This window comes from Microbulbifer sp. SAOS-129_SWC (assembly GCF_039696035.1).
Taxonomy (GTDB): domain Bacteria; phylum Pseudomonadota; class Gammaproteobacteria; order Pseudomonadales; family Cellvibrionaceae; genus Microbulbifer.
In genome coordinates this window covers 868,727-892,800 of sequence record NZ_CP155567.1, presented here as the reverse complement: position 1 = coordinate 892,800, position 24,074 = coordinate 868,727, and the positions used below count along the sequence as shown (strand labels likewise).

The 24,074-nt window shown below is 63.5% G+C and carries 24 protein-coding genes; 7 read left to right on the top strand and 17 right to left on the bottom strand.

Annotated features, from left to right (window positions below):
- From tolR to ABDK11_RS03770, 9 genes are all read right to left on the bottom strand, one after another.
- Positions 1–432, bottom strand: a complete 432-nt coding sequence (tolR, locus tag ABDK11_RS03810; RefSeq protein WP_346838975.1) for a protein TolR — start codon at positions 430–432, stop codon at positions 1–3.
- Between the two features lie 17 nt (positions 433–449).
- Positions 450–1,142, bottom strand: coding sequence for a protein TolQ (tolQ, locus tag ABDK11_RS03805; RefSeq protein WP_346838974.1), 693 nt, complete (start codon positions 1,140–1,142; stop codon positions 450–452).
- A 3-nt stretch (positions 1,143–1,145) separates the two neighbouring features.
- Positions 1,146–1,550: a tol-pal system-associated acyl-CoA thioesterase gene (gene ybgC, locus ABDK11_RS03800; RefSeq protein WP_346838973.1), complete on the bottom strand. Its 405-nt coding sequence runs from the start codon at positions 1,548–1,550 to the stop codon at positions 1,146–1,148.
- A gap of 79 nt (positions 1,551–1,629) precedes the next feature.
- On the bottom strand, positions 1,630–2,652 hold the full coding sequence (gene ruvB, locus ABDK11_RS03795) for a Holliday junction branch migration DNA helicase RuvB (protein WP_346838972.1): 1,023 nt from the start codon (positions 2,650–2,652) through the stop codon (positions 1,630–1,632).
- Between the two features lie 81 nt (positions 2,653–2,733).
- Positions 2,734–3,345, bottom strand: a complete 612-nt coding sequence (gene ruvA, locus ABDK11_RS03790) for a Holliday junction branch migration protein RuvA (RefSeq protein ID WP_346838971.1) — start codon at positions 3,343–3,345, stop codon at positions 2,734–2,736.
- 169 nt (positions 3,346–3,514) lie between these two features.
- The gene (gene ruvC, locus ABDK11_RS03785; RefSeq protein WP_346838970.1) at positions 3,515–4,048 is read right to left on the bottom strand and encodes a crossover junction endodeoxyribonuclease RuvC; all 534 of its coding nucleotides are present in this window, start codon (positions 4,046–4,048) and stop codon (positions 3,515–3,517) included.
- A gap of 265 nt (positions 4,049–4,313) precedes the next feature.
- Complete coding sequence (locus ABDK11_RS03780) at positions 4,314–5,057, bottom strand: YebC/PmpR family DNA-binding transcriptional regulator (RefSeq protein WP_346838969.1); 744 nt, start codon at positions 5,055–5,057, stop codon at positions 4,314–4,316.
- A 96-nt stretch (positions 5,058–5,153) separates the two neighbouring features.
- Positions 5,154–6,932 carry an aspartate--tRNA ligase gene (gene aspS, locus ABDK11_RS03775; protein WP_346838968.1) on the bottom strand — a complete coding sequence of 593 codons (1,779 nt, stop codon included), beginning with the start codon at positions 6,930–6,932 and terminating at the stop codon, positions 5,154–5,156.
- Between the two features lie 71 nt (positions 6,933–7,003).
- The gene (locus ABDK11_RS03770) at positions 7,004–7,267 is read right to left on the bottom strand and encodes a zinc ribbon domain-containing protein (RefSeq protein ID WP_346838967.1); all 264 of its coding nucleotides are present in this window, start codon (positions 7,265–7,267) and stop codon (positions 7,004–7,006) included.
- Between the two features lie 291 nt (positions 7,268–7,558).
- On the opposite strand from ABDK11_RS03770, the gene ABDK11_RS03765 reads away from it, so the two are divergent.
- The 5 genes from ABDK11_RS03765 to ABDK11_RS03745 all read left to right on the top strand — a co-directional run bounded on the left by ABDK11_RS03765 (position 7,559) and on the right by ABDK11_RS03745 (position 12,737).
- Positions 7,559–7,972 (top strand): HU family DNA-binding protein, encoded by a 414-nt coding sequence (locus tag ABDK11_RS03765; RefSeq protein ID WP_346838966.1) that lies wholly within the window; start codon positions 7,559–7,561, stop codon positions 7,970–7,972.
- Positions 7,973–8,122: 150 nt separating this feature from the next.
- Positions 8,123–9,862, top strand: a complete 1,740-nt coding sequence (locus ABDK11_RS03760) for a proline--tRNA ligase (protein WP_346838965.1) — start codon at positions 8,123–8,125, stop codon at positions 9,860–9,862.
- Positions 9,863–10,155: 293 nt separating this feature from the next.
- Positions 10,156–10,722: a transglycosylase SLT domain-containing protein gene (locus tag ABDK11_RS03755; protein ID WP_346838964.1), complete on the top strand. Its 567-nt coding sequence runs from the start codon at positions 10,156–10,158 to the stop codon at positions 10,720–10,722.
- 3 nt (positions 10,723–10,725) lie between these two features.
- Entirely contained in the window at positions 10,726–11,790 is a 1,065-nt protein-coding gene (locus ABDK11_RS03750; RefSeq protein WP_346838963.1) for a helix-turn-helix transcriptional regulator, read from the top strand.
- Positions 11,791–11,921: 131 nt separating this feature from the next.
- The gene (locus ABDK11_RS03745; RefSeq protein WP_346838962.1) at positions 11,922–12,737 is read left to right on the top strand and encodes a sterol desaturase family protein; all 816 of its coding nucleotides are present in this window, start codon (positions 11,922–11,924) and stop codon (positions 12,735–12,737) included.
- 60 nt (positions 12,738–12,797) lie between these two features.
- Here ABDK11_RS03745 and ABDK11_RS03740 read toward each other — a convergent pair whose 3' ends face one another.
- On the bottom strand, positions 12,798–13,202 hold the full coding sequence (locus tag ABDK11_RS03740) for a DUF4345 family protein (protein ID WP_346838961.1): 405 nt from the start codon (positions 13,200–13,202) through the stop codon (positions 12,798–12,800).
- A gap of 485 nt (positions 13,203–13,687) precedes the next feature.
- Here ABDK11_RS03740 and ABDK11_RS03735 point away from each other — a divergent pair, with 485 nt between their 5' ends.
- Both ABDK11_RS03735 and ABDK11_RS03730 read left to right on the top strand, forming a co-directional pair.
- Positions 13,688–14,545 (top strand): peptidylprolyl isomerase, encoded by an 858-nt coding sequence (locus ABDK11_RS03735; RefSeq protein ID WP_346838960.1) that lies wholly within the window; start codon positions 13,688–13,690, stop codon positions 14,543–14,545.
- Positions 14,542–15,582, top strand: coding sequence for a HupE/UreJ family protein (locus tag ABDK11_RS03730; protein WP_346838959.1), 1,041 nt, complete (start codon positions 14,542–14,544; stop codon positions 15,580–15,582). Before ABDK11_RS03735 ends, ABDK11_RS03730 begins: the two co-directional genes overlap by 4 nt.
- Positions 15,583–15,605: 23 nt before the next feature.
- On the opposite strand, the gene ABDK11_RS03725 is transcribed toward ABDK11_RS03730, so the two are convergent.
- From ABDK11_RS03725 to ABDK11_RS03695, 7 genes are all read right to left on the bottom strand, one after another.
- Positions 15,606–16,082: an Lrp/AsnC family transcriptional regulator gene (locus ABDK11_RS03725; RefSeq protein WP_346838958.1), complete on the bottom strand. Its 477-nt coding sequence runs from the start codon at positions 16,080–16,082 to the stop codon at positions 15,606–15,608.
- Positions 16,083–16,233: 151 nt separating this feature from the next.
- A complete protein-coding gene (locus ABDK11_RS03720; RefSeq protein WP_346838957.1) occupies positions 16,234–17,433 on the bottom strand; it encodes an aminotransferase class I/II-fold pyridoxal phosphate-dependent enzyme in 1,200 nt (399 codons plus the stop codon).
- A gap of 158 nt (positions 17,434–17,591) precedes the next feature.
- Positions 17,592–19,766 (bottom strand): autotransporter domain-containing protein, encoded by a 2,175-nt coding sequence (locus ABDK11_RS03715; RefSeq protein WP_346838956.1) that lies wholly within the window; start codon positions 19,764–19,766, stop codon positions 17,592–17,594.
- Between the two features lie 77 nt (positions 19,767–19,843).
- Entirely contained in the window at positions 19,844–20,377 is a 534-nt protein-coding gene (locus ABDK11_RS03710) for a DUF2878 domain-containing protein (protein WP_346838955.1), read from the bottom strand.
- A gap of 89 nt (positions 20,378–20,466) precedes the next feature.
- Complete coding sequence (phrB, locus tag ABDK11_RS03705) at positions 20,467–21,939, bottom strand: deoxyribodipyrimidine photo-lyase (protein ID WP_346838954.1); 1,473 nt, start codon at positions 21,937–21,939, stop codon at positions 20,467–20,469.
- Positions 21,936–22,901 carry a MerR family transcriptional regulator gene (locus tag ABDK11_RS03700; protein ID WP_346838953.1) on the bottom strand — a complete coding sequence of 322 codons (966 nt, stop codon included), beginning with the start codon at positions 22,899–22,901 and terminating at the stop codon, positions 21,936–21,938. Before ABDK11_RS03700 ends, phrB begins: the two co-directional genes overlap by 4 nt.
- Positions 22,902–22,935: 34 nt before the next feature.
- Complete coding sequence (locus ABDK11_RS03695) at positions 22,936–23,979, bottom strand: DUF523 and DUF1722 domain-containing protein (protein ID WP_346838952.1); 1,044 nt, start codon at positions 23,977–23,979, stop codon at positions 22,936–22,938.
- Between the last annotated feature and the right edge of the window lie 95 nt (positions 23,980–24,074).

The following is a 24,074-nucleotide window of genomic DNA, read 5'->3' as shown; positions in this document are numbered from 1 at the left end:
TCACTCCTGCGGCGGCTCGGTAACCAGGCCCACGCTCGGCGCACCAGCGCTCTGCAGCTGGGTCATGGCGCCGACGATGAGCCCGTACTTGGCATTGGTATCGCCCCATACCAGCACCGGGGTCCCGGGTTTCTGGCGCAGTACCTTGGCTACGGTGTCGCGAATTTCGTCCAGCGGCTTGGCCTTTTTCTCCTCGCCGCCCAGATTCAGATAATAAGTGCCATCGGCGCGTACCGAGACGATCAGCGGCTCGTTGTCGCTGTCCTCGATGGGCGACGACGGGGCGTTCGGCAGGTCCACCTTGACCCCCTGCATCAGCAGCGGCGCGGTAACCATAAACACCACCAGCAGCACCAGCATCACGTCGATATAGGGCACGACGTTGATGTCGGAAACCAGTTTCTTCTTCGGCGTCTTGCGCATTACGCTCATAGCAGTCGCCCGTCAGCTCAACTGGAGTGCACTTTGCGGTGCAGAATCGAGGAAAACTCCTCGGCAAAGGTCTCGTAACTGGTCAGCAGCCAGTCCGCCTTGGCCGAGTAGCGGTTGTAGGACAACACCGCTGGAATCGCCGCGAACAGGCCCATGGCCGTGGCCACCAGCGCCTCACTGATACCCGGTGCCACGGTCGCGATCGTGGCCTGGTGCATGGTGGCGAGGCCGCGGAAGGAGTTCATGATGCCCCACACGGTACCGAACAGGCCCACATAGGGGCTGACCGAACCGACGCTGGCCAGAAACGGCAAGTTCATCTCCACCTTTTCCTGCTCGCGGGACATGGCCACGCGCATGGAGCGCTCCACCCCTTCCATAACGGCCTCGGGGCTGCTGCTGCGGCCCTGCTGGCGCAGGCGGGTAAACTCGGTAAAGCCGGCGCGGAAGATGGATTCCACCCCGTCCATCTTGCCCCGCTCCGCGCGGGCGTTGCCCTCGCGGAACAGCTGATTCAGGTCTGCCCCGGACCAGAAACGGCGCTCGAAGACATTCATCGCGCGCTTGGCGCGGGACAGGTAGAGCCCGCGCTGAATGATCATGACCCAGGAGATAACCGAGGCGGTCAGCAGTAGCAACATCACCAGCTGCACCAGCAGACTGGCGTTCTGGATCAGTCCCCACAGGGAAACGTGTTCACCGGCGTTCATTTTCTAACTAGCTGCCTTTAATGCTGAATAAATGGGTTCGGGTAGCGCGCAGGGCCTGCGGCTGTCATCTGCCACGCAAGCGACTTTGACCACACCCTCGCAAATAATTTCATTGTCGCGCCAGATTTTCTGCTCAAAAGTTACTCCGGCGCGCCCCAGTTTGCCAACCGCGGCACTGGCCCGCAATGTATCGTCGAGTAGCGCCGAGCGGCGGTACTGGATTTCCGCCGAGTGCACCACCAGCAACAGGCCCCGCTCTGGCATGGCCGGCTTATCATAGCCGAGCGCGCGGACGAATTCTGTGCGCGCGCGCTCCATATACTTCAGATAATTCACGTAATAGACGATGCCACCCGCGTCGGTATCCTCGATATAGACGCGAATGGGAATGCTGAAAGGCTCCGTCACCCCTGCCCCTTATTGTCGTTTGATGCCAGTCCCCGCGACGGACGCCATCCACAGCCTGTGGCCGCGATCGCGCATCCGGTCAAACCTTGCTGTCCGGTTTTGGCAGGCCGAAATGCTCGTAGGCCAGCCCGGTGACCACCCGCCCGCGCGGTGTGCGGGCAATATAGCCCTGCTGGATCAGGTAGGGCTCCAGCACATCCTCGAGGGTATCGCGCTCCTCGCTGACCGCCGCCGCCAGGCTGTCGATCCCCACCGGACCACCGTCGAACTTCTCGATCATTGCCAGCAGCATGCGCCGGTCCAGCTGGTCAAAGCCGCTAGCATCCACGTTCAGCATATTCAGCGCCGCATCGGCCGTGGCCGCATCGACGCTGCCGTCACCCTTAACTTCAGCGTAGTCGCGCACGCGCCGCAGCAGGCGGTTGGCGATCCGCGGCGTCCCGCGCGCGCGGCGGGCCACCTCGAGCGCACCACCCGCGTCCATCGCCACCCCCATCAGGCCGGCGGAGCGGCGCACGATACTGGTCAGATCCTCGACGCTGTAAAACTCCAGACGCTGCACGATACCAAAGCGATCCCGCAGTGGCGATGTCAGCAGGCCCGCCCGGGTGGTGGCCCCGACCAGGGTGAACGGCGGCAGGTCCAGCTTGATCGAGCGCGCCGCCGGCCCCTCGCCGATCATGATATCCAGCTGGTAATCCTCCATCGCCGGGTAGAGCACCTCCTCGACATGGGGGCTCAGGCGGTGGATCTCGTCGATAAACAGCACATCGCCGGGTTCGAGATTGGTCATGATCGCAGCCAGGTCGCCGGCTTTCTCCAGCACCGGGCCAGACGTGGTCTTGATCGCCACATCCATTTCCGCCGCGATGATATTCGCCAGTGTGGTCTTACCCAGGCCCGGCGGGCCGAACACCAGCGTGTGGTCCAGCGCCTCACCGCGCAGCTTGGCCGCCTGGATAAAGATTTCCATCTGCTCGCGCACCACCGGCTGGCCGACATAGTCCGCCAGGGATTTGGGGCGCACGGCACGGTCGTACTGCTCTTCCTGGCCAGAGGGGCCCTGCGGTTCGGGGGCGATCAGGCGATCGGCTTCAATCATGACGCACCCCGACAGTTGTTGCGAAACGGCGAACGCGAGCGAACATAAAGTTCGCCCCTACAGCGCAAATGCGTTGAACGGTCATGCGGGCGCCATGCTTTTCAGGGCCAGGCGGATCAGCGTCGCGCTGTCGGCGTCCGGCTGTTCCTTGCCGGCGCGGGCAACCATCTTGGAGGCATCGGTGGGCTTGTAGCCCAGTGCCGCCAGTGCGCTCTCGGCCTCGCCGGCATGATCGACTTTGGGCTCGGCGGATGCGGCCAGCAGCGGAATATCGTTGCTGTCGCCGAAATCCGGCGCCAGCTTGCCGCGCAGCTCCACGATCAGGCGCTCGGCGGTTTTCTTGCCCACACCCGGCACCTTGACCAGCGCCGCCACATTGTCGTCTGCGACGCAGCGCGCCAGCGCCGCGCCGTCGAGACCGGACAGTATTGCCAGCGCCATCTTCGGCCCCACGCCGTTGACCTTGATCAGGGTGCGGAACAGCTGGCGGTCGCCGTCACGCAGAAAACCGAACAGGGTCTGGGCGGTTTCAGATACCGCCAGATGGGTGTGCAGCTGCACTGTCTGGCCCAGCGCCGGCAGCTCAAAAATGGTGGTCATGGGCGCGAGCACTTCGTAGCCGACGCCCTGCACATCCACCAGCAACAGAGGCGGCTGTACTGCGGCGAGGGTGCCGCTCAGTCTTCCGATCATCGAACTTCCTTAAATTCACAATACCTGGACGCAAAGCCGGGAGGGATAGCCCTTTCCGGGACCGTATGAGGCATGGATGCCGATTACGAGCGTACAGGGATGTATACACTGGGGGGCGCCCAGCCCGTGTCCCGGAAAGGGCTATCCCTCCCGGCGCCACACAGCCCGCTTACGAAGAAATAGTGAGCCTGCCACGACGGAAACGTCCGCGCCCGCTGCCGGCAGTCTGCACCAGCGTCTGCATCGTGTGCATGTGGCACAGCGCCACGGCCAGCGCATCGGCGGCATCTTCCTGTGGTGCCGCGGGCAGGGCCAGCAGCGTCTTGACCATATGCTGCACCTGCAGCTTGTCCGCCGCCCCGGTACCCACCACCGACTGTTTGACCTTGCGCGCCTCGTACTCCGCCACCGGCAGGTCCGCGTTGGTCGCAGCCACGATGGCCGCCCCGCGCGCCTGCCCGAGTTTCAGCGCCGAACCGGCACTCTTGGCCATGAATACATTCTCGATCGCCATCTGATCCGGCCGGTACTGGCCGGCAATCTGGCTGACCGCGTCAAAGATGAGTTTGAGGCGTTCCGGCAACGGGCTATCGGGAATGCGGATCACGCCACTGGCCACATAGCGGGCCTTGCTGCGTTCCACGTCGATCAGGCCGTAACCAGTCTTGCGCGAGCCGGGGTCAATGCCCAGGATTCGGGTCAAGGGCGGACTCCCCAGAAATATCTGTACGTTTATATAGTATCGGGAGTTTCCCAAGGTGGGTGATAGGCGTCAAGGGAAGCGGGACTGAAAGCCGAGCATGAATGGCGAAGCTCGTCGTTTCCAAGGGGCAGATAAGATGGCTCTGGGCGGCCCCGCCACCGGTGACCGCTCGTTCAACAGCCTCATCGGCAAATGTTTCTCGATCGGTCCCCGGCGCCGGGGCCGGCTCTTCGGGCAGCGGACTTTCTCCCCAGCCCCGGTGGTGTTAACCCAGCTCCGCCATCACCTCTTCAGGGATATCGGCGTTGGTGTAGACGCTCTGTACGTCGTCCAGGTCTTCCAGCATATCAACGAGGGCCAGCACCTTCTCGGCGCCACTCTTGTCCAGCGGGATGGTGGTGGACGGGATCATCGCGATTTCGGCGTTGTCCGGCTTGAAACCCGCTTCGGTCAGCGCGTCCTTGACCGGCATATAGTCCTGGAACTCGGTGGTGAGATCGATGCTGCCGTCGTCGTTGGTCTCGATATCCTCGGCGCCCGCTTCCAGGGCCGCCTCCATCAGCGCGTCTTCATCCACACCCGGCTCGTAGTACATCTGGCCCTTGCGGGAGAACAGGTAAGCCACGGAGCCGTCGGTACCCAGGTTGCCGCCGCGCTTGGTAAACGCGTGGCGCACCTCGGCCACTGTGCGGTTGCGGTTGTCGGTCAGGCATTCCACCAGCACCGCCACGCCGCCGACTCCGTAACCCTCGTAGGTCACCGATTCGTAGTTGTCGCCGTCAGCATTGCCGGCGCCGCGCGCGATCGCCTTGTCGATGGTATCGCGCTTCATGTTGGCGCCCAGCGCCTTGTCGATGGTGGCGCGCAGGGTCGGGTTGTCGTCCGGGTTGCCGCCGGCCTTTGCCGCCACGGTCAGCTCGCGAATGATCTTAGTGAATACCTTACCGCGCTTGGCGTCCTGGGCCGCTTTGCGGTGTTTGATGTTGGCCCATTTACTGTGTCCCGCCATTATTCTCTCCGCTATCCCTGTAGGAACCTGCCGTACCAACGAATACCGCTGATTTTGCGCTAATCGCCTACAGGGCCGGTTCCCACAATCACTTTCTTAACTAACTTTGTCTTCCTTCTGGCGCAGGCGAATGCTCAATTCGCGCAGCTGCTTCGCGTCCACCGCACCCGGGGCGTCGGTCATCACACAGGCCGCCGTCTGGGTTTTGGGGAAGGCGATGACGTCGCGAATCGAATCGCTGTCGGTCATCAGCATCACCAGGCGGTCGAGACCAAATGCCAGGCCACCGTGGGGCGGCGCGCCGTATTTCAGCGCGTCCAGCAGGAAGCCGAACTTCTCGCGCTGTTCTGCCTCACCGATACCCAGAATGCGGAATACCGCCTGCTGCATGTCCTGATCGTGAATACGCACGGAACCGCCGCCCAGCTCGGTGCCGTTCAGCACCATGTCGTAGGCCCGCGACAGCGCGTCCAGCGGGCTCTTCTCCAGCTCCTCCGGTGAACAGGAGGGCGCAGTGAACGGGTGGTGCAGCGCGGTCAGGCTGCCGTCATCGTTCTCTTCGAACATCGGGAAGGCAACCACCCACAGGGGCGCCCAGTCACAGGTGTACAGATCCAGATCCGCACCCACCTTGCAGCGCAGGGCACCGAGGGCCTCGGAAACCACCTTGGCCGAATCGGCGCCGAAGAAAATCAGATCGCCATTCTCGGCTTCCAGGCGATCCAGGATCGCCGCGCGCACGTCATTGGGCAGGAATTTGACGATCGGCGATTGCAGGCCGTTTTCCAGGTCGGACTTGTCGTTGACCTTGATATACGCCAGACCCTTGGCACCGTAGATGCCGACAAACTTGCCGTAATCGTCGATCTGCTTGCGGGTCAGCTTGTCGTTGCCGCCCGGTACTTTCAGTGCAGCCACGCGCCCCTTGGGGTCGTTGGCCGGGCCGGAAAACACCTTGAATTCCACTTCGGTCAGCAGGTCCTTGATCTCGACCATCTCCAGCGGAATACGCAGGTCCGGCTTGTCGGAGCCGTAGCGCAGCATCGCCTGATAGTGGCTCATGCGCGGGAACTCGCCCAGGTCCACACCCTTGAGCTCCAGAAACAGCTTGCGCACCATGTCTTCGGTGATCGACATGATCTCCTCTTCATCCAGGAAAGAGGTCTCGATATCGATCTGGGTGAATTCCGGCTGGCGGTCCGCGCGCAGGTCCTCGTCGCGGAAGCACTTGGCGATCTGGTAGTAGCGGTCGAAGCCGGACACCATCAGCAGCTGCTTGAACAGCTGCGGCGACTGCGGCAGGGCGAAGAACTTGCCCTCGTGGGTGCGGCTCGGCACCAGGTAATCGCGCGCGCCCTCGGGGGTGGCACGGGTCAGGATCGGGGTCTCGATATCCAGGAAGCCGCTGTCGTCCAGGTAGTTGCGGATCGCATTGGTCAGCTTGGAGCGAAAACGCAGGTTGTTCTGCATCTCGTTGCGGCGCAGATCCAGGTAGCGGTACTTGAGACGTACATCCTCACCCACCGCGGTGTGCTCATCCAGCTGGAAAGGCACGGTTTCGGCGGTGTTCAGAATCTCCAGCTCAGTACCGTAGACCTCGATCTCGCCGGTGACCATATTCGGGTTGACCGCCTCCGGGGCGCGGGCGCGCACGCGACCGGTGACCTTCAGCACATATTCGCTGCGCACCCGGTCGGCCATCTCGAAGTGCTCGGCGGCATCCGGATCGAATACCACCTGGGCAATACCGTCGCGATCGCGCAGGTCAATAAAGATCACCCCGCCGTGGTCGCGGCGGCGGTCGACCCAGCCACAGAGAGTAACGGTGCGGTCAATATCCGCGGAACGAAGGGCGCCACAGTAGTCGCTGCGCATGGATGCTTTCCTGTTGTTTTACGTTAGACAATGTCTGAAGTTGAATTGGGGCGCTCGCCGGCGCCCCCGGCTCAGCTGGCTTCGGCCGCCGGCTTGGCGGCGGGCTTGTTACCGCCGGCACTGGCCGAATCCCCGGCCAGGTTCTTCTTGCCGCCGGTTTTGAAGTCGGTCTCGTACCAACCGCCGCCCTTGAGACGGAATCCGGCAGCGGAAATTTTCTTGCTCAGCTCGGCCTGCTCACAGGCCGGACAATCAGTCAGCGGAGCATCACTCATGCGCTGCAGGGCCTCCATCTCGTGGCCGCAGGCCTTGCACTGGTACTCATAGATCGGCATGGCTCTATATCTACCCAATGGTTCAGGGGGCGCAGATTATACATGAGCCCCGGAGCGGGAAGAAGCTGTGCCCGCAGTGCGCAAAGGGTCGCACGAGATTGGAGCAAGAAACCCCGGTCTGCACCCAGAAACACTGAAAAAAAGCACTATTTTTCCCGTATTTTCCCGTGCGCGCGAAAAAAAACTATATATACTTCCCTCAGTACCCGCCGCAGCCCCTCACTGGCAGGCCGGCGCGGCAGGCCTACGAACACATTCTCTCTGGAAAAACACTAATAGAAGGAAGCTACCATGGCCGCCAAGAAAGCAGCTAAGAAAGCCCCCGCAAAGAAAACTGCAGCCAAGAAGGCCCCCGCCAAGAAAGCTGCAGCAGCACCCAAGAAAGTGACTGCGGTCAAGGATAAGTACACCAAGACCCAGATTCTGAACCAGATCGCCGAGAATACCGAGCTGTCCCGCAAGCAGGTACAGTCCGTGCTGGACGAGCTGACCGACATCATCCACGGCCACGTGAAGAAGCGCTCCGTGGGCGAGTTCGCCCTGCCCGGCCTGCTGAAGATCACCACTGTGAAGAAGGCGGCCAAGAAGGCCCGCAAGGGTATCAACCCCTTCACCGGCGAAGAGACCGTATTCAAGGCCAAGCCCGCCAGCATTCAGGTCAAGGTTCGCCCGCTGAAGAAGCTGAAGGAAATGGCCGAGTCCTGATCCGGAGCGCCAGTTTCCCGCAAAAACCCCGCTCCGGCGGGGTTTTTGCTTTTTGGTCGACGGCTCCACAGTGCAGAGCCCTACCACTGAACGGGTCTAGCGGCGTAAAATGCCGGGCCCAAAAGCCACACTAACAGTACAGAACCTCCTATGCGCGCATCCCGCTACCTGATTGCCACCCAGAAAGAAACGCCCAACGACGCTGTGGTCATCAGCCACCAGCTGATGCTGCGCGCCGGTATGATCCGCAAGCTGGCCGCCGGTCTCTACACCTGGCTGCCCACCGGCCTGCGGGTACTGCGCAAGGTAGAGCGGATCGTGCGCGAAGAGATGGACAACGCCGGCGCCCTGGAAGTGCTGATGCCGGTGGTACAGCCGGCGGAGCTGTGGGAAGAGTCCGGCCGCTGGCAGCAGTACGGCCCGGAACTGCTGCGCATCCGCGACCGCCACGACAACAGCTTCTGCCTGGGGCCCACCCACGAGGAAGTGATCACCGACCTGATCCGTACCGAGATCAGCAGCTACAAGCAGCTGCCGGGCAACTTCTACCAGGTGCAGACCAAATTCCGCGATGAGATCCGCCCGCGCTTCGGCGTGATGCGCGCGCGCGAATTCACCATGAAGGACGCCTACTCGTTCCACATCGATGCCGACTCCCTCGGCGAGACCTATGACGTGATGCACGGCGCCTACTGCCGCATCTTCGACCGCATCGGCCTCGACTACCGCCCGGTACTGGCGGACACCGGTTCGATCGGCGGCTCCCTCTCGCACGAATTCCATGTGCTCGCCGCCAGCGGCGAGGACGATATCGCCTTCTCCAGCGAATCCCGCTACGCCGCCAACGTGGAGCTGGCCGAGGCCGTGGCGCCCGCCGGTGCGCGCCCGGCGCCGTCTGCGGACATGGCCGAAGTGCACACCCCGGGGCAGAAGACCATCGCCGCGGTGAGTGAATTCCTCAAGGCGGATCCGGCGCAGTCGGTCAAAACCCTGATCGTGCTCGGCGAGAGCGAGGACGGCCAGGATCAAAACGACCGCGCCCCGCTGGTAGCGCTGATCCTGCGTGGCGACCACGAACTGAACGAACTGAAGGCGGAAAAACTTCGCGGCATCGCCAGCCCGCTGGAATTCGCCCCCGAAGAGCGCATTGCCGCAGAACTGGGCTGCGGTATCGGCTCGCTGGGTCCGGTCGGCCTGAATATCGACACCATCGTCGACCGCGCCGCGGCGCACCTCGCGGACTTCGTCTGCGGTGCCAACAAGGACGACTACCACTTCACCGGCGTCAACTGGGACCGCGACACCCCGCTCGGCCGCGTCGAAGACCTGCGCAACGTCGTCGCCGGCGATGCCAGCCCCGATGGCAGCGGCCAGCTTGAAATCAAGCGCGGTATCGAGGTGGGTCACATCTTCCAGCTGGGCGACAAGTACAGCCGCGCGCTGAACGCCACCGTGCTGAACGAGAATGGCAAGGAACAGGTCATGGCCATGGGCTGCTACGGTATCGGCGTATCCCGCATCGTGGCCGCCGCCATCGAGCAGAATCACGACGACGCCGGCATCATCTGGCCCGAGGCGATCGCCCCGTTCCAGCTGGCGATCGTGCCGATCAACATGCACAAGAGCGATGTGGTGCGCGAGAAGTGCGAGCACCTGTACGAATCCCTGCGCGCCAAGGGCGTCGACGTGTTGCTGATGGACGAACCCAAGGCACGCCTCGGCGCCATGCTCGCCGACGTCGAGCTGCTGGGCATCCCGCACCGCATCGTGATCGGCGACCGCGGCCTGGAAAAGGGCGTGGTGGAGTACAAGGGCCGCCGCGACGCGGACAGCCAGGAGTTTGCCGAATCGCAGCTGGAGGAAGTGCTGCTGAAGAAGCTCGGGCACTGAGCCAAAAGCGATTAGATAAGCGCGGTTTCTGCGAAGGTACAGCTACCGGGGCAACCTTGTGAGACCTTCACCGCCATGGATGGCGGTGCAGAGCCCCCATGGATGGGTTCACGGCGTGTCTCACAAGGTTGCCCCGGTAGCTGTGCCGCCACGTAAGCCGCTAACCGGCAGGTATTCGACTCCTGGATCACGGTTAAGCATACGGCGCAAGCCGGATCCACCGACCGAGTCCGGAGCGAGGACAAAGCATTGCCGCTGCCCTTCCCGCCCACCTTCCCGTAAAATCCCCAACCATGATAAGAACAAGCCTGCTGACACTGCTGCTGTGCCTGGTGTGGAACTGCGCCCAGGCCCAGGTGCGGCCGCCGGAAATTGATCCGGCATTGCGCCGTGCGCTGAAACAGGCAGTGAATCAGGCGGACAGCTTTGTCGACCGCTACGATGCCGAAGTGTGGCTGATGGCCAAGTCGCAGCCGCTGGCGCGCTACATCGACGATCCGCAGGAGCGCCTGCACGTTCTCAGGGCGGTACACCGCGAAGCAACCCGCGCCGGCCTGCGCCCCGAGGTGGTGCTGGCCCTGATCCAGATCGAGAGCGCCTTCGACCCCTACGCGGTATCCCGCGTCGGCGCCCAGGGCATGATGCAGGTGATGCCCTTCTGGAAGAAAGAAATCGGCCGCCCGGACGACAACCTGATCGACATGGATACCAACCTGCGCTACGGCTGCACCATCCTCAAACACTATATCCACCGGGCCAAGGGCAACCTGGCCAATGCGCTGGCCTACTACAACGGCAGTTACGGCCGCTATACCTACTCCAGCAAGGTGCTGGACGCCTGGGCGGAGCGCTGGAGGTAAGCGATGAGCAGCGGCTATGTGTTTTTTACCGGCGCATCCTGTGCCCTGCTGCTACTGGCCGCCGCCAAGCTGGCCATCAGTTACCGCGACCAGCCCGCCGGTCGCTGGCTGCTCCTGCTACTGACAGGCGTTATCTGCTATCTACTGCACCCGGTACTGCCGTCCCTCGGCGGCGCAGATGTCCTGATCGATCTGCCCACCGCCGTGATTCCCGGTACCTTCTGGCTGTTCGCGCATCTGCTGTGCCGCGACAGCGAAGCTTTCCCGCGCTGGGGTTGGGCCCTGATCGCACTGGATGTGACCACCAACATCAGCGTCAGCAACCTCGACAGCCACGCCTGGCCGGCGCTGCACGAGTGGCTCTACCTGCTCAAGCAGCCGCTGCAACTGGCCCTGCTCGGCGCCGGCCTGGTCACCCTGCTGCGGCACTACCAGGGCGACCTGGTGGCATCGCGCCGGCGTCTGCGCGCCGCGCTGTTGATTGCTGTCGGCAGCTATATGCTGCTGGTGGTGTGCGCCGAATTCCTGTTCTCCTACCAGCCGATCCCCGCCGGGGTACCCACGCTGCACGCCGTGTTCGCCAGCCTGCTGGCCATGGCCGCCTGCCTGTGGCTGCTGGCACTGTCGCCCGGTGCCCTGGCCGAATCCCTGCCGCAGGCTGGCGATACCGGCGAAGCACAGGAGCAGCCCGCGGCCATCGCGCCCGAGCCGCTCGACGAAATGCAGCGCCAGCTGCTACAGAAACTGCAGGCGCATATGGAGTCCGGCGGCTACCGCCACACCGGCCTGACTATCCGCGAACTGGCGGAGCAACTGCACGCCCGTGAACACGTGCTGCGCGCACTGATCAACCGCCACCTGGGCTACCGCAATTTCAACGCGTACCTGAACCGCTTCCGCATCGACGAGGCCAGCGCACGACTCGCCAATCCGGAGCAGGCCCACCTGCCGGTGCTGTCGATCGCACTGGATATCGGCTACCGCTCCCTGAGCCCGTTCAACGCCGCCTTCAAGCGCCGCCACAACCAGACGCCGACAGAGTACCGGCGCGAGCAATTGCCGGACTAAAACGGCAGATTTTCGGAATCCGTCAGGGGTTTTTCGCTTTCCGCAAGCGCACCCGGGCGGTTTCCGTCAGACTTTCCCCACGCCTGTAACAGCGGCAACCGCTCGGCAGAACAACAGCGAAGGAAAGAATCATGGTATTGGCGTTTCTCGCAGACATGGCCCACCACTGGCTGTTCCACTTCAAGAGCGACCTGTTCCGCTACCTGCTTGCCGCCACCGTCATGAGCCTGTCGGTGAGCCTGCTGTTTCGCGGCTGGATGAGCCGCCGGCGCCTGCAGAAACGCCGCGCCCGGTGGGCAGATATCCGCCGCGAATTCAGCTACTCGATGCTGACCCTCGGTGTCTTCGCCACTGTCGGCCTGGTCACCAGCGTGCTGCGCGACTGGGGCCTGGTGCAGCTCTACTGGCACTGGGGCGACTACCCGCTGTGGTGGAACCTCGCCAGCCTGCCGGCAGTGATCCTGATCCACGATGCCTATTTCTACTGGTGTCACCGCGCCATGCACCACCCCAGGCTGTTCAAGCACTTCCACCGTGTGCACCACCTGTCACGCACCCCGACCCCCTGGGCGGCCTACAGTTTCTCCATCGGCGAGGGCCTGCTGATGGCGGTATTCTCACCGCTGATCCTGATGCTGCTGCCACTGCATGTATTGATCTGGCTGGCCTTTATTTTTGTGATGATCTTCCGCAATACCATGCTGCACGCCGGCTGCGAATTCCACCCGCGCGGCTGGGTCGACGGGCCGCTGGATTTCATGACCACCACCACCCACCACGACCTGCACCACCAGCGTTTCCAGGGTAATTACGGTTTCTATTTCACCTGGTGGGATCGCTGGATGGGGACGGAATTCAGCAACTACAAAGACGTATTTCACCGGGCGGTGGACGGGGAGTTCAGCGATGCGGCCACAGCGCCGCAGAAGACCACCGCCACCGGTTAGGAATTGCGGCTGATCGGCAGATGTCCGCATGTGTTGCGCGCTCCTCTGGAGCGCGCTTTTTTAATGGCCGTAATTGGCCGGCAGCCAGCGCATCTCCCGATAGCTGAAGAAGCCCCATACCAGCAGCAGGATTTCCAGCGCCAGGAACACGCCGTTGCGCCAGTCGAAGCCGCCGTGCACCAGCATGCCGAACAGGCGGCCACTGGCGAAACCCGCGTAGGCCAGCGTCAGCGCCGCGTAGGCCGCGCGCCGATGCCGGCGCATCAGCAACGCCAGCAGCAACCCCAGAGCGATTGCCAGCATCAGGCCGGAGAAGGTGGCGAGAAACTCCGGCAACGCGGCCGGCGCGGTAAAACTCATGTCGATGGCTGCGGCAAACGCCTCCGGACGCGCGGCCGCGGCGATGCCGATCGCCGCGTAGATCAACAGGTTCAACACCAGATAGACGATACCGTAATACTTCATTGCCACATCCTCAGACCCGTCAGGGCCACTTCCAGAATCTGTGAAAACCGCGCCGGGCGCGCCCTGCCAGTGCACCCGCGGCCATCTCGCCAGCGGCGATTTTCGTCCGCTAGCACCACCACCCGGCCGCCCACCGCGTTCTCGGCATTTCCCACTCCAGGGCATGAGCCGCGAATACGCGGGCAGCAAACCGCCATTAACCAATCATTTTAACGGCTCCGCAGCCAACACCACACTCGACCGTGTCCGCTTTTCGGCAATTTCCTCCTGAGGCCACGCACTGTCGCCAGCCTCTTCCCGCGCGCCGCCCGCCAGCGGCGGGTAACTGGAAAACCGGGCGCGGCGCACCATACTTACCCCCGCGCGCATGATCGATAACGCCGCCATCCGTCGTCAATCCGGCCACCAAACGGCGCGCTCCGAGCGCGCTTTCCGCGCTCCCATCGAATTGCCGCCCGGCACATAAAACGGAACCACACTTCGCCATGAACAATCGGCTATTGCGAGAACCACTGCTGCACTTTGCCGCCGCCGGCGCCCTGCTGTTTGCGCTCAGTGCCATTTTCCAGCACGGCGATGGCAGTAGCGGCGATGAGATTCGCATCAGCCAGAGTCGCATCGATCACCTGGCGGCAGTCTTTGCGCGCGGCTGGCAGCGCCCGCCCACGGCCGCCGAACTGCAGGGGCTGGTCGACGACTATGTGCGCGGCGAAGTGCTCTATCGGGAAGCCATCAAGCTGGGTCTCGACCGCGACGATACGGTGATCCGCCGGCGCCTGCGGCTGAAAATGGAACTCCTCGCCGAAGACCTGGCCGACGCGGTCGACCCCGGCAAGCAGGCACTGCAGCGCTATTTCGCCGACCACCGGCAGGACTACCTGCATCCGGCGCGCCTCAGCTTCCGGCAGATCTATTTCAACAGCGACCGTCGTGGCGCCGCCGGCGCTAATGCGCGCGCGGCCCTGGCCCGGCTGCGGGGCGGCGACAATGCCGCCGACATCGGCGACAGCAGCGCGCTGCGCCAGCGCTACACCGATGAAAGCGCCGGGCGCATCGACCGGGTGTTTGGCGACGGCTTCAGCGCGCGCCTGCGCGAACTGCCGCGCGGCCGGTGGAGCGGCCCGGTCAGATCGGCCTATGGCCAGCATCTTGTCTATATCGAAACCTTCACGCCCCGGCGCCCGGCCGAATTCACCGATGTGCAGCCGCAGGTGCTGCGCGACTGGCGGCAACAGCAACAGAAAGACCTGCTGCAGCGCCAGTACCTGACCCTGCGGGCGAAATACCACATCCACGTCGACGGCGAAATCCGCGGCGCCACCAGCGAGGTAGCCCGCCAGTGAAACACCTCTCCGCGCTGCTCCTGCTCATCGTGACACTGCTGCCGGCACTGCCGCTGACAGCACATGAACTGCGCCCCGCCTACCTGCAGATAGAGCAGACGGCGGCATCCGAATTTGCCGTCTCCTGGCGGGTACCGGCGCGCGGCGAAATGCGCCTGTCGCTGAATGTGCGCTTCGACAACAGCGTTACGTCACTGTCGCCGCCGCAGGCGGTGATCGCCAACGGCTTCTATACCGAGACCTGGAAGATCCGCCAGGAGCGTGCGTTGGCCGGCACCTCCGTGACCATCGACGGCCTGGACCAGACCATGACCGACACGCTGGTGCGCATCAGCTGGCTGGACGGCCGCAAACAGGTGCTGCGGCTGCTGCCGCAGCGACCGCAGTTCACGGTACAGGCCAGAGCGGGCAGCGCCCAGGTGGCGCAAACCTACTTTGTCCTCGGGGTAGAACACATCCTGCAGGGCATCGACCACCTGCTGTTCGTGCTGGCCTTGATCCTGCTGGTCGGCAGCGGGTGCCAGTTACTGGGCACCATCACCGCCTTCACCCTCGCCCACAGCATCACCCTGGCCGCGGCGGCCCTCGGGCTGGTACAGGTGCCGCAGGCACCGGTAGAAGCGGTAATCGCCCTCAGTATCGTGTTTGTGGCGGCGGAGATAGTGCACAAGCTGCGCGGCCGGCGCACGCTGGGGATTCGCAAACCCTGGCTGGTGGCCTTCGCCTTTGGCCTGCTGCACGGCCTCGGCTTCGCCGGCGCGCTGGCGCAGATAGGTGTACCACAGCACGCCATCCCGCTGTCGCTGGCAATGTTCAATGTGGGTGTGGAGGCGGGGCAGCTGCTGTTTATCGCCAGTGTCTTTGCGCTACTGGCACTGGCTGGCCGCGTATCGCGGCACCTGCCGCGGTGGCGCCACCGGCAGAGTGCCAGCGGCTACCCGGTGGCCAGCGCGGTCGCGTGGCCCAGTGCCTACCTGGTGGGCGCCGTGGCGACCTACTGGGTGATCGTCCGCTGCGTGGCCATCGCCGCGGGCTAGTGTCCGCGACGAGGAGCGGGCACTCAGTCCTGGAACAGCATTTCCAGCGGGTAACCGGTAAAGGGCTTGGTTTTCTCGATCACCAGATGCGAGGTCATGCGCGAGATGGCCGCATCCTCGTTGGCCAGCAGCTGCTCGGACACGCGGTTGAAATCCGCGGCGTCCGGGCAGACAAAGCGCAGCATATAGTCGAACTCGCCGGACATCTTCACGCAGGAGACGATCTGCTCAATGCCGTCGATGGCGCGGCGGAAACTCTCACTGGTGCGGGCGTCCTGGCGCTTCAGAGCCACGTTGACGTAGAACTCGGCGTGGCGCACTTTATCCAGGTTGACCTCCGCGCGGAACTCGCGCACGTAGCGCTCGCTGGTCAGGCGCTTGACCCGCGCCAGGCAGGCGCTCTCCGACAGGCCGATCTGTTCGCTCAGGTTCAGGTTGCTGATACGCGCATTGGTCTGCAGCTCCTGCAGAATACGCAGGTTGTGGCGATCTATTTTCACGCTGTGATTCTTCTTCTCAGGAGTTCGGGCAAAGGAGGGAAGGATAGCGGCAATTGCCGGCGGCCGAAACTCGGGATTCCAGGCGGCGGGAGTCCCCCCTCCCGACGAACACCCGGAGCGGGTCACTCGCCGGCAGGGCAGGCTCCCGCAATTAACCGGCGCGGCGGCTGCCGGCCGTGACAAAGCGCTCGATACGATCCAGCGCGCGTGCCAGCTCGGCCTCGTCCGCGGCCAGGGTCAGGCGCACGTGATTCACGGCACTGGCGCCGAAAGGCGCACCGGGCAGCACCGACACCCGCTCGGCATCCAGCAGCGCCTCGGCGAAGGCCTGGCCGGAGGTGGCCACTTCCGACACATCCACCATCACGAACATGCCGGCATCCGGGGAGTAGCAGCTGAGCCCGGGAATATTGCCAATGCGCTCGACGATCAGGTCGCGACGGCGCTGGTAGGCCTCGCGCATCTGCTTGACGAAGTAGGTATCGAATTCCAGCGCGAAGGCAGCCGCTTCCTGAACGAACTGCGGACAGCCGAAAATGGTGGCGCCGGCAAATTCGATCAGGCGCTGCACCAGCGGTCCCTGTGCCACCGCCCAGCCGAGGCGCCAGCCGCTCATGGCGTGGGACTTGGACAGGCCGTCGATGACCACCACGTTGTCGAGGTGCTCGGCGGCGGTGCGCAGCGACGTGTGGCGGCGGGCGAAGGTGATCATCGAATACATTTCGTCGCACACCAGCCAGATGCCGCGCGCGCGGCAGTACGCCGCCAGTTCACGCAACTGTTCCGGCGTGGCCATGGCGCCGGTGGGGTTGACCGGCGTGTTGATCATCACCACGCGGGTGTCGTCACTGATCGCCGCCTTGATCGCGTCGATATCGAACGCGAAATCGGACTGCGCCGGGCACGCCACTTTCTTTACATTCAGGCGCAGCGCGTCGCTGATGGGGACATAACCGATATACATCGGCTCGGGAATCACGATCTCCTCGCCCGGATTCAGCAGGCAGGCCAGCACCGCGTAGATCGCGTTGGTGCCGCCGGGAAACACCACCACATCGTCGGGGCTACAGGGGTGCGGCGAGACCTTGCTCTCGATATCGGCTATGGCGCGGCGCAGCATCGCCTCGCCGGCGGCCGGCGAGTAATGCGTGCGGCCGACCCCGAGGCGCGCGCGCGCGTAGTCGAGGATCGGTTCCGGGGTATCGAAGTTGGGGTCGCCGACACACAGGAAGATGACATCCTCTCCCTTGTCGGCCAGTGCGTGGGCGCGGTCGCTCACCGCCCACACATCGGCATCGGCGCTGTCGAGGGCATCACTCTGTTGGCTGAATCGCGGATTGAACTTCGTCACGGTAGTCACTGCTCGGTTGTTGCTGGTATCTCTCTAAAGTAACAACCGGGGGGGTAATCGATGCCGCAATCGCGGCACCGATTTCGCATTCCCGCGCCAATTTGCCGGCGCCCACCGCAGAAAATGCGGCAAGCGCCGCAGGTCAGCCGCACACTGGGTCAGAAGCGGTAATTCAGGTTGACCCCGCCCACCGTGCTCTCCGGATAGACGTGGATATTGCCGCTCAGCTGTAGCTTTTCGGTCACATTGAGACCCACCATGCCGCCGACGCCGTTCTGGAAGTAACCCACACCGCGGCTGTCGTAGCCGGCCAGATAGGCACTGTTGCCGCGGATCGACTTGAGGCCGATGCCCACGGTATCGTAGTCATCGCCGTCATTGGCCTCCACCCACACTTCACCAAACCAGTGCCATTCGGCATTTTCGGCACCGTTGTAGAAGAAGCCGGCGCGGTAGCGCCGGTAGTCGCGGCTCTGATGGCGCACACGCAGGCCGATCGGATCCAGATTGGCGCCGTTGTCGCCGATATAGGTCAGGTCGCGCCAGGTTTTCTCGTGGAAACTGTTCACATCCGAGCTGGTCAGATCCACCGCCACGAAGGGCCCCAGCCGGCACGGCATCGCCGGCGCGGTATCGAAGCCGGCGCGCAGGAATATACTGCCGACATTACCGTCGGTGTCCGCCTCCATACGCCGGTTGAAGTGGTATCCGAGCTGCACCTGGCGATCCACTTCCTGATAGTCGACCGAGCCGTAGGTGGCGCCGCCGTCGACGAAGAAGCGTTCGTTGTCCCAGCGCCCCAGCGCACTGAAGTTGTAATTGCGCGCCTCCAGCGACCATCCACTCGGCTGGTAATCATTGCCGGCGTAGGACAGCGCCAGCGCCCACTCGAAATCATCACCGGCGGCAAAACTGAAACCAAAGAACCCGTCCCAGCCGTTATCGCGCTCGTTGGGCGCCGGGCCAAAGCCGATATCGGTACGATCCCAGGAGGCGCCGAAGAAAACGGTGGTGGTCGGATCGCGAAAACGCTGCGCCACCAGGTGGTGATCGATATTCGACTGGTGCAGGCGGGTGTTCTCGTAGCCCAGATCCGGCAACAGGCCATAGCCCACCGGCGCATTCAGTACCGAGGCGTAGTAGTCGCCGATGGCCATGCCGGCGGCGAGAGTCGGGTGCACGCCGTCGTTGAACAGCAGGCGGTCGGCGTTCTCGGCGCTGCCCCCCTGGCTGTAGACCGGATTCGGATTGGCGCAGGCGCCGGCGGCATAACAGGTCGCGGCCTGGTCGATATTGGCGAAGCCGAACAACCCCGGACGCTGCTGGGCCAGCGCGGCGAAACCCTCGGTATCGAGGATCAGCACATTGCCCATGATGTTGATGCGCCGGCGCAGGGATTCGTTGAACAGCTGGGTGCCGATATTGCCGGCGCTGACGGCGGCCGCACCGGCGTCATTCATCAGCGGGGTATCGCCGACCCGCGGCGCGTTGGACACCACCACATAGCGCGCACCGGCGGCGCGCAGCTCGCCGGCGGCGGCGGCAAGAAAGGTCGCCGCGCGGTCCATGCTGTCCGGCGTGATGGTGCCGGCAAACACGCCGGCAATGATGTCGTTGCCGCCGCCGTTGAGGTAATAGAGCTGGTTGCGGTCAACACGATTCTGCGGCAGATAGCCCTGGCCGGTGGCAAAGGGCACGCCGGTCAGGGTGATGCTGTTGTTGGGATCGTCGACCAGTGCCTGCAGCGCGGCCGGATCATTGAAGGCGGCGACTGCCTGAGCCACTTGGGCGGGCGGCAGGTAGGGACTCTCGCCGGCGGCCGGATCACAGATGCCATCGGCGCCGCAGCGTGTGGAATCCGGCAGGATCGTATTGAGTGTGTTGTGGTCGGCGACGGTGGTCACCGGAAAGAGTTCGCGGAAACGCTGGGGTCCCACCACATCCAGCAGCACGTCGGCGGCGCGGTTGCCTCCCACGGCCCAGTTACTGCCATTGGTCAGCACCGAGCCGACGATCTGCTGCAACTGCTGTTGCTGTGGGCCGGATGCCGGCGCACAGGGGATGGCGCCGCCGAAGGCAGGCCCCAGTCCGGCACAGGACGGCTGCAGCATGCCCAGCCCCAGATCCTGGGCGGTGAAACTGATTGCCGGCTGCCGCGGGATCACCCCGGCGGGATCGTCACTGGTAAAAATGCCGGCGTTACCGCTGTCCGACAGGCTGTCACCGAAGACAACGAGACCGCTGTACAGGGTATCGGAATCTTCATCGGCGTGAGCAATGACAGCGGTGGCGAGAACCACCGCCACTGTGAGGGACTTGGCGGAAAAACCCATGGCGCGCTCCTTGCGTGTGTCGCGATGCGGCAATTATAGACGCGGCAGTTCGCCGCGAGGTCGGCGTGCGGCAAGCTTCAGTCCAGATGCGCTGAAAGGGGGTTCAGCGGTTCGTTGTCGCCGCCGTCGAGCCGGTCGATCAGGGGAATGAAAATCCCGCTCACCACCGCCGCCAGCGCTCCCCAGCACAACGAGAGAATCAACAGCGACTCATGCATCTGGCGGCCCCAGTCGGCGGGACCGAAATATACGCTGTTGGCATACACCACCGGAGCCACCAGCGCACCGGCGACAAACGCCCACAGCGGCCGCCGCATCAGTGGCGCCAGTGAACAGCGCAACGTGGTAGCGAACATCGCCCACATACAGATGACCCACGCCGGCGGCAGGGTGGAACCGTAGTCAATCACGCGGCTGGCCACAAACAGCCACTCCACTACGCAGCCGACAAAAATAAACACCAGCACTACGAAGATATCCCGCAGGTCGCGCCACAGCGCGAAGTGCGACATCAGGATCACGAACAGCGCGATCAGCGCCATGGCGTTGCCACCGATTATGGCGATCCACCAGCCGCAAAAAAACATCGAGAAGTTGAGGACCTGTTTCATGTGAGGTTTATCTGTATCGACGCTCCACAATCAGTTGAACTAACCGCGCACCAAAATATAGACCAGACAGACGCCACAGCAATCCCGATTTACTTCAGATCGGCAAATACCTCGATCGCGTGTTTGCGACTTTGCGACACATCACAAATTGGCAACGGATAGTCCGCCACCGCATCCGGACAATGAATCTCACGCGCGCTCAGGTTGCGCAGCTCCGGCACAAAGCGACGAATAAACTCCCCGCCGGCATCAAACTTTTTCGATTGGCTATAGGGATTGAATACACGGAAATAGGGCACCGCATCCGTGCCGGTAGACGCGGCCCACTGCCAGCCGCCGTTATTGGCGGCGAAGTCGGCATCAATCAGGCGCTCCATGAAGTAGCGTTCACCCCAGCGCCAGTCGATCAGCAGGTTCTTAGTCAAAAAAGACGCCACCACCATGCGCAGCCGGTTGTGCATCCACCCGGTCTCGTTCAACTGGCGCATCGCCGCGTCGACAATCGGTACCCCGGTCTGGCCGTCGCACCAGCGTTGAAACACTTTTTTGTCGTAGGACCAGGGGACGCGGTCGGTCTCCGGCTTGAACGGCTTGTGCTTGCACAGGTGCGGAAAGGCAACGATCAGGTGAGTGTAGAACTCGCGCCAGATCAGTTCCCCGAGCCAGCAACTGATGCCGTCGCTGCCGCCTGACCAGCGCCCGTCGTTGGCCTCCAGCGCCAGCTGCGCGCACCGGCGGATGGAGATGGCACCGCAATTCAGGTAGGGCGACAGCCGCGAGGTGCCTTCAATCGCCGGGAAATCCCGCTCGTCCTGATAACCGTCAATATGCTCCGCGAATGCCCGCAGGTGCTGTGCGGCCGCTTTCTCCCCCGGTGCCCAGCCGAGTATTTGGCCGTCGCCGCGCGGCAGTGCGGCATAGCCATCCACCGTGTCAGGAATCGTCTGCACCAGGTTGCTGTCGCCGTCGACTGCCAGCCAGTGCGGCCAGTCCTCGTCGGGGGAAATTTTTTTCGGCGCCGGCAGCGGTGAGAAACCCGCGCCGAACTGACCGATACAGTGGGAAATAAACGCGCGCTTAAAGGGGGTGAATACCTTGTAGGCGTCACCACTGCCGGTCCTGACCGCACCCGGTGGCACCAGGGTGCGGTCAGTGCTGTATTCGATCGGGACATCGATCGCTTTCAGTGACGCGCGCACGGCTTCGTCGCGGCGCCGCTCATTGAGCGGGTATTCGGCATTGGCAAACACCGCGTCAACCTGCAGCTTGTGTGCTACCTGCGCCAGCGCCGCCGGCACCCGATCGAAATCCGGCACCTCGAGGAAATACAGCGGGATATTGCGCTCGGCCAGACGCTGCTGCAGTTCGCCCAGGCACGCTAAACGGAAATTCACCACCGGATCGCCGTCGCCGTGGCTGTTCCAGGTGTCCGGGCAAGCGATAAAGATCGCGGCAACGGCGCCGCAACTGGTCGCCGCGCGATACAGCGCGGTGTTGTCGTGCAGGCGCAGATCGTTGCGCAGCCATACCAAGCCACGCGGAAACGCGGTTTTTCCGCTCATTGCCGCGCCTCCGGGAAGTGCTCGCGCAGCGCCTCTTTCAACTGCGCCAGCGACGCACCGGCGGCGGCCGGCAGTAGGCGGCAGTTGTGATGGCGGGCGAATTTCTGCAGGTCGCGGCGCTGCAGGTCGACGATACCGCCGGCAAACCACAGCGGTCCGCCGAGATTACCGAGCCCCCGTTCGAGACCACTGCCGAGCAGCGCCATCGGCAGTGCATTGTGGCTGTAGCAGATGGTCCCGCAGGCACCGAGCTTCTCTTCGGCGTAAGCCAGCTCCGCCAGCTCGACACCAGCCCCCAGGGACACCACATCAATACCGGCAGCCATCAGCGCGGCGGCGAACAACTGCGCAAATACCTGCTGCTCGGTACCGGCAAAGGTCACCAGCAGCAGCCGCGGCCCGCGGTCGCCGGACTGCTTCAGGTTTTTGCGGCTGGCGTGCAGGCCGATGGTCAGCTGCTCGCTCATCTGCTCCCAGAAAAAGCCACTGCTGGCGCTGGCGCCGAAACGACGCTGGCGGCTCAGCGCCCGGTGCACCGGTACCAGCCAGCGATCGAGCAGCAGTGCCAGGGGGTAGCCGGCCAACAGTTGGCGCAGCTGACGCTGCAGCGTGCGCGCGTCGAACGCCTCCACTGCATTGCAGGTGCCGGCTACCTGCTGGCTCCAGCTGTCGGCGGCCACCGGCCCCACGTTGTCCTGCTCCAGCAACGGGCGCACTTTACTGATCGCCACACCGCGCGCCAGCCAGGTAAGGATGTCCTCGATGCGCTGCACGTCCGCCTCGCGATAGAGGCGATGGCCCTTGCCCGAGCGCGAGGGTTTCAACAAACCGTAACGGCGCTCCCAGGCGCGCAGGGTGACCGGATTGACGCCGGTGCGCTGCGCCACATCGCGGATCGGCAGTTCGGCGACGCCGGCTGTCTCGCCTTCGGTCGCGGCTGCGGCGGCTTCGGATTCCACCATTGAAGTATCTCCCGCAAGTCGTTCTTGTTTTGAGTCAGTGAAAATCGCACAGCCCCAGCTCGGCGGGCTCCGCCGCCAGCAGCAGCTGATTGTGGATAAACTGGTGCGGACTGCGCGGCAGGTAGTGACGCAGCAGCGTCAGTACCGCGGACACGGGTTTCAGCCCCTGGCGGTACTCCTCGATCAATCGGGTCAGTTCCGCCTTTTCGCCCTTGTCCAGATATTGTTTGAGGTGCCCCTGCAAATGCATCAGGGCATTGGTGCGGTCCTTGCGGCTGGCCATATGCGCGAGGATTTCCATGATGCGACCGCGCACCCCATCGGCAAACTCGCGCGGCGGCAAGGCGCGGCTGTCGGCCACAAACTGCCCCAGCGCGCGGGTGAGCCCCTGGTGGTGGGCCAGCAACAGGTACTTATAGGCGGTGTAAAACTCGATCACCCGCGCCGCGCGCGGCGCACCGGCATGCACGTCCTCCGGGTGTTGTTGCCGCTCGCCCTCCTCCCCGCCTTCCACGTATTCCTCGCCTTCCACATAGCGAAACCAGGCGTCGTAGGCGAACACCCGGGTGAGGAAGTTCTCGCGAATCTCGCTGTTGTTGAGTCGGCCCGCCTCCTCCATCGGCAGATGCGGAAAGCGCTCGCGCAGGCGCGCGGCGAAGACACCGATACCGCTGCTGTCGATACCGTGACCATTAGGCAGGTAGCGACGCACGCCCTTGAGGCCGCAACTGGGCGAATTCTGCATAAAGATATAGCCGCGCACCCGCTCGAGCGCCGGCACCACGCTGTCAGCGTAGTCGCGCAGTGGTTCGGTCACGTCCAGGGTCTTGTCCACCACGCCGATCACCCGCACTTCGGCGCCTGGCGAAGAGTCGCTCTTCACCAGCCGGATCGGATCCCGCGGGACACCGAGGCCGATCGCCACCTCCGGGCACAGCGCAACATAGTCGAAGCAGCGCCCCAGCAGCCGGGTGCAGATCTTGCTGTGCTTGTGGCCGGCGTTGTAGCGCACCGCCTCGCCCATCAGGCATTGGCTGATGCCTACCGGAATCTTGTGTGTCAGCAGCTGGATATTCATAGCACCTGTACAGGTTTTGATTTTGTATAAGATTTATAACGCCCCGAACGATCTTGTACAACATTATTTTGTGTACAAGGCGGTTTGACCGACGC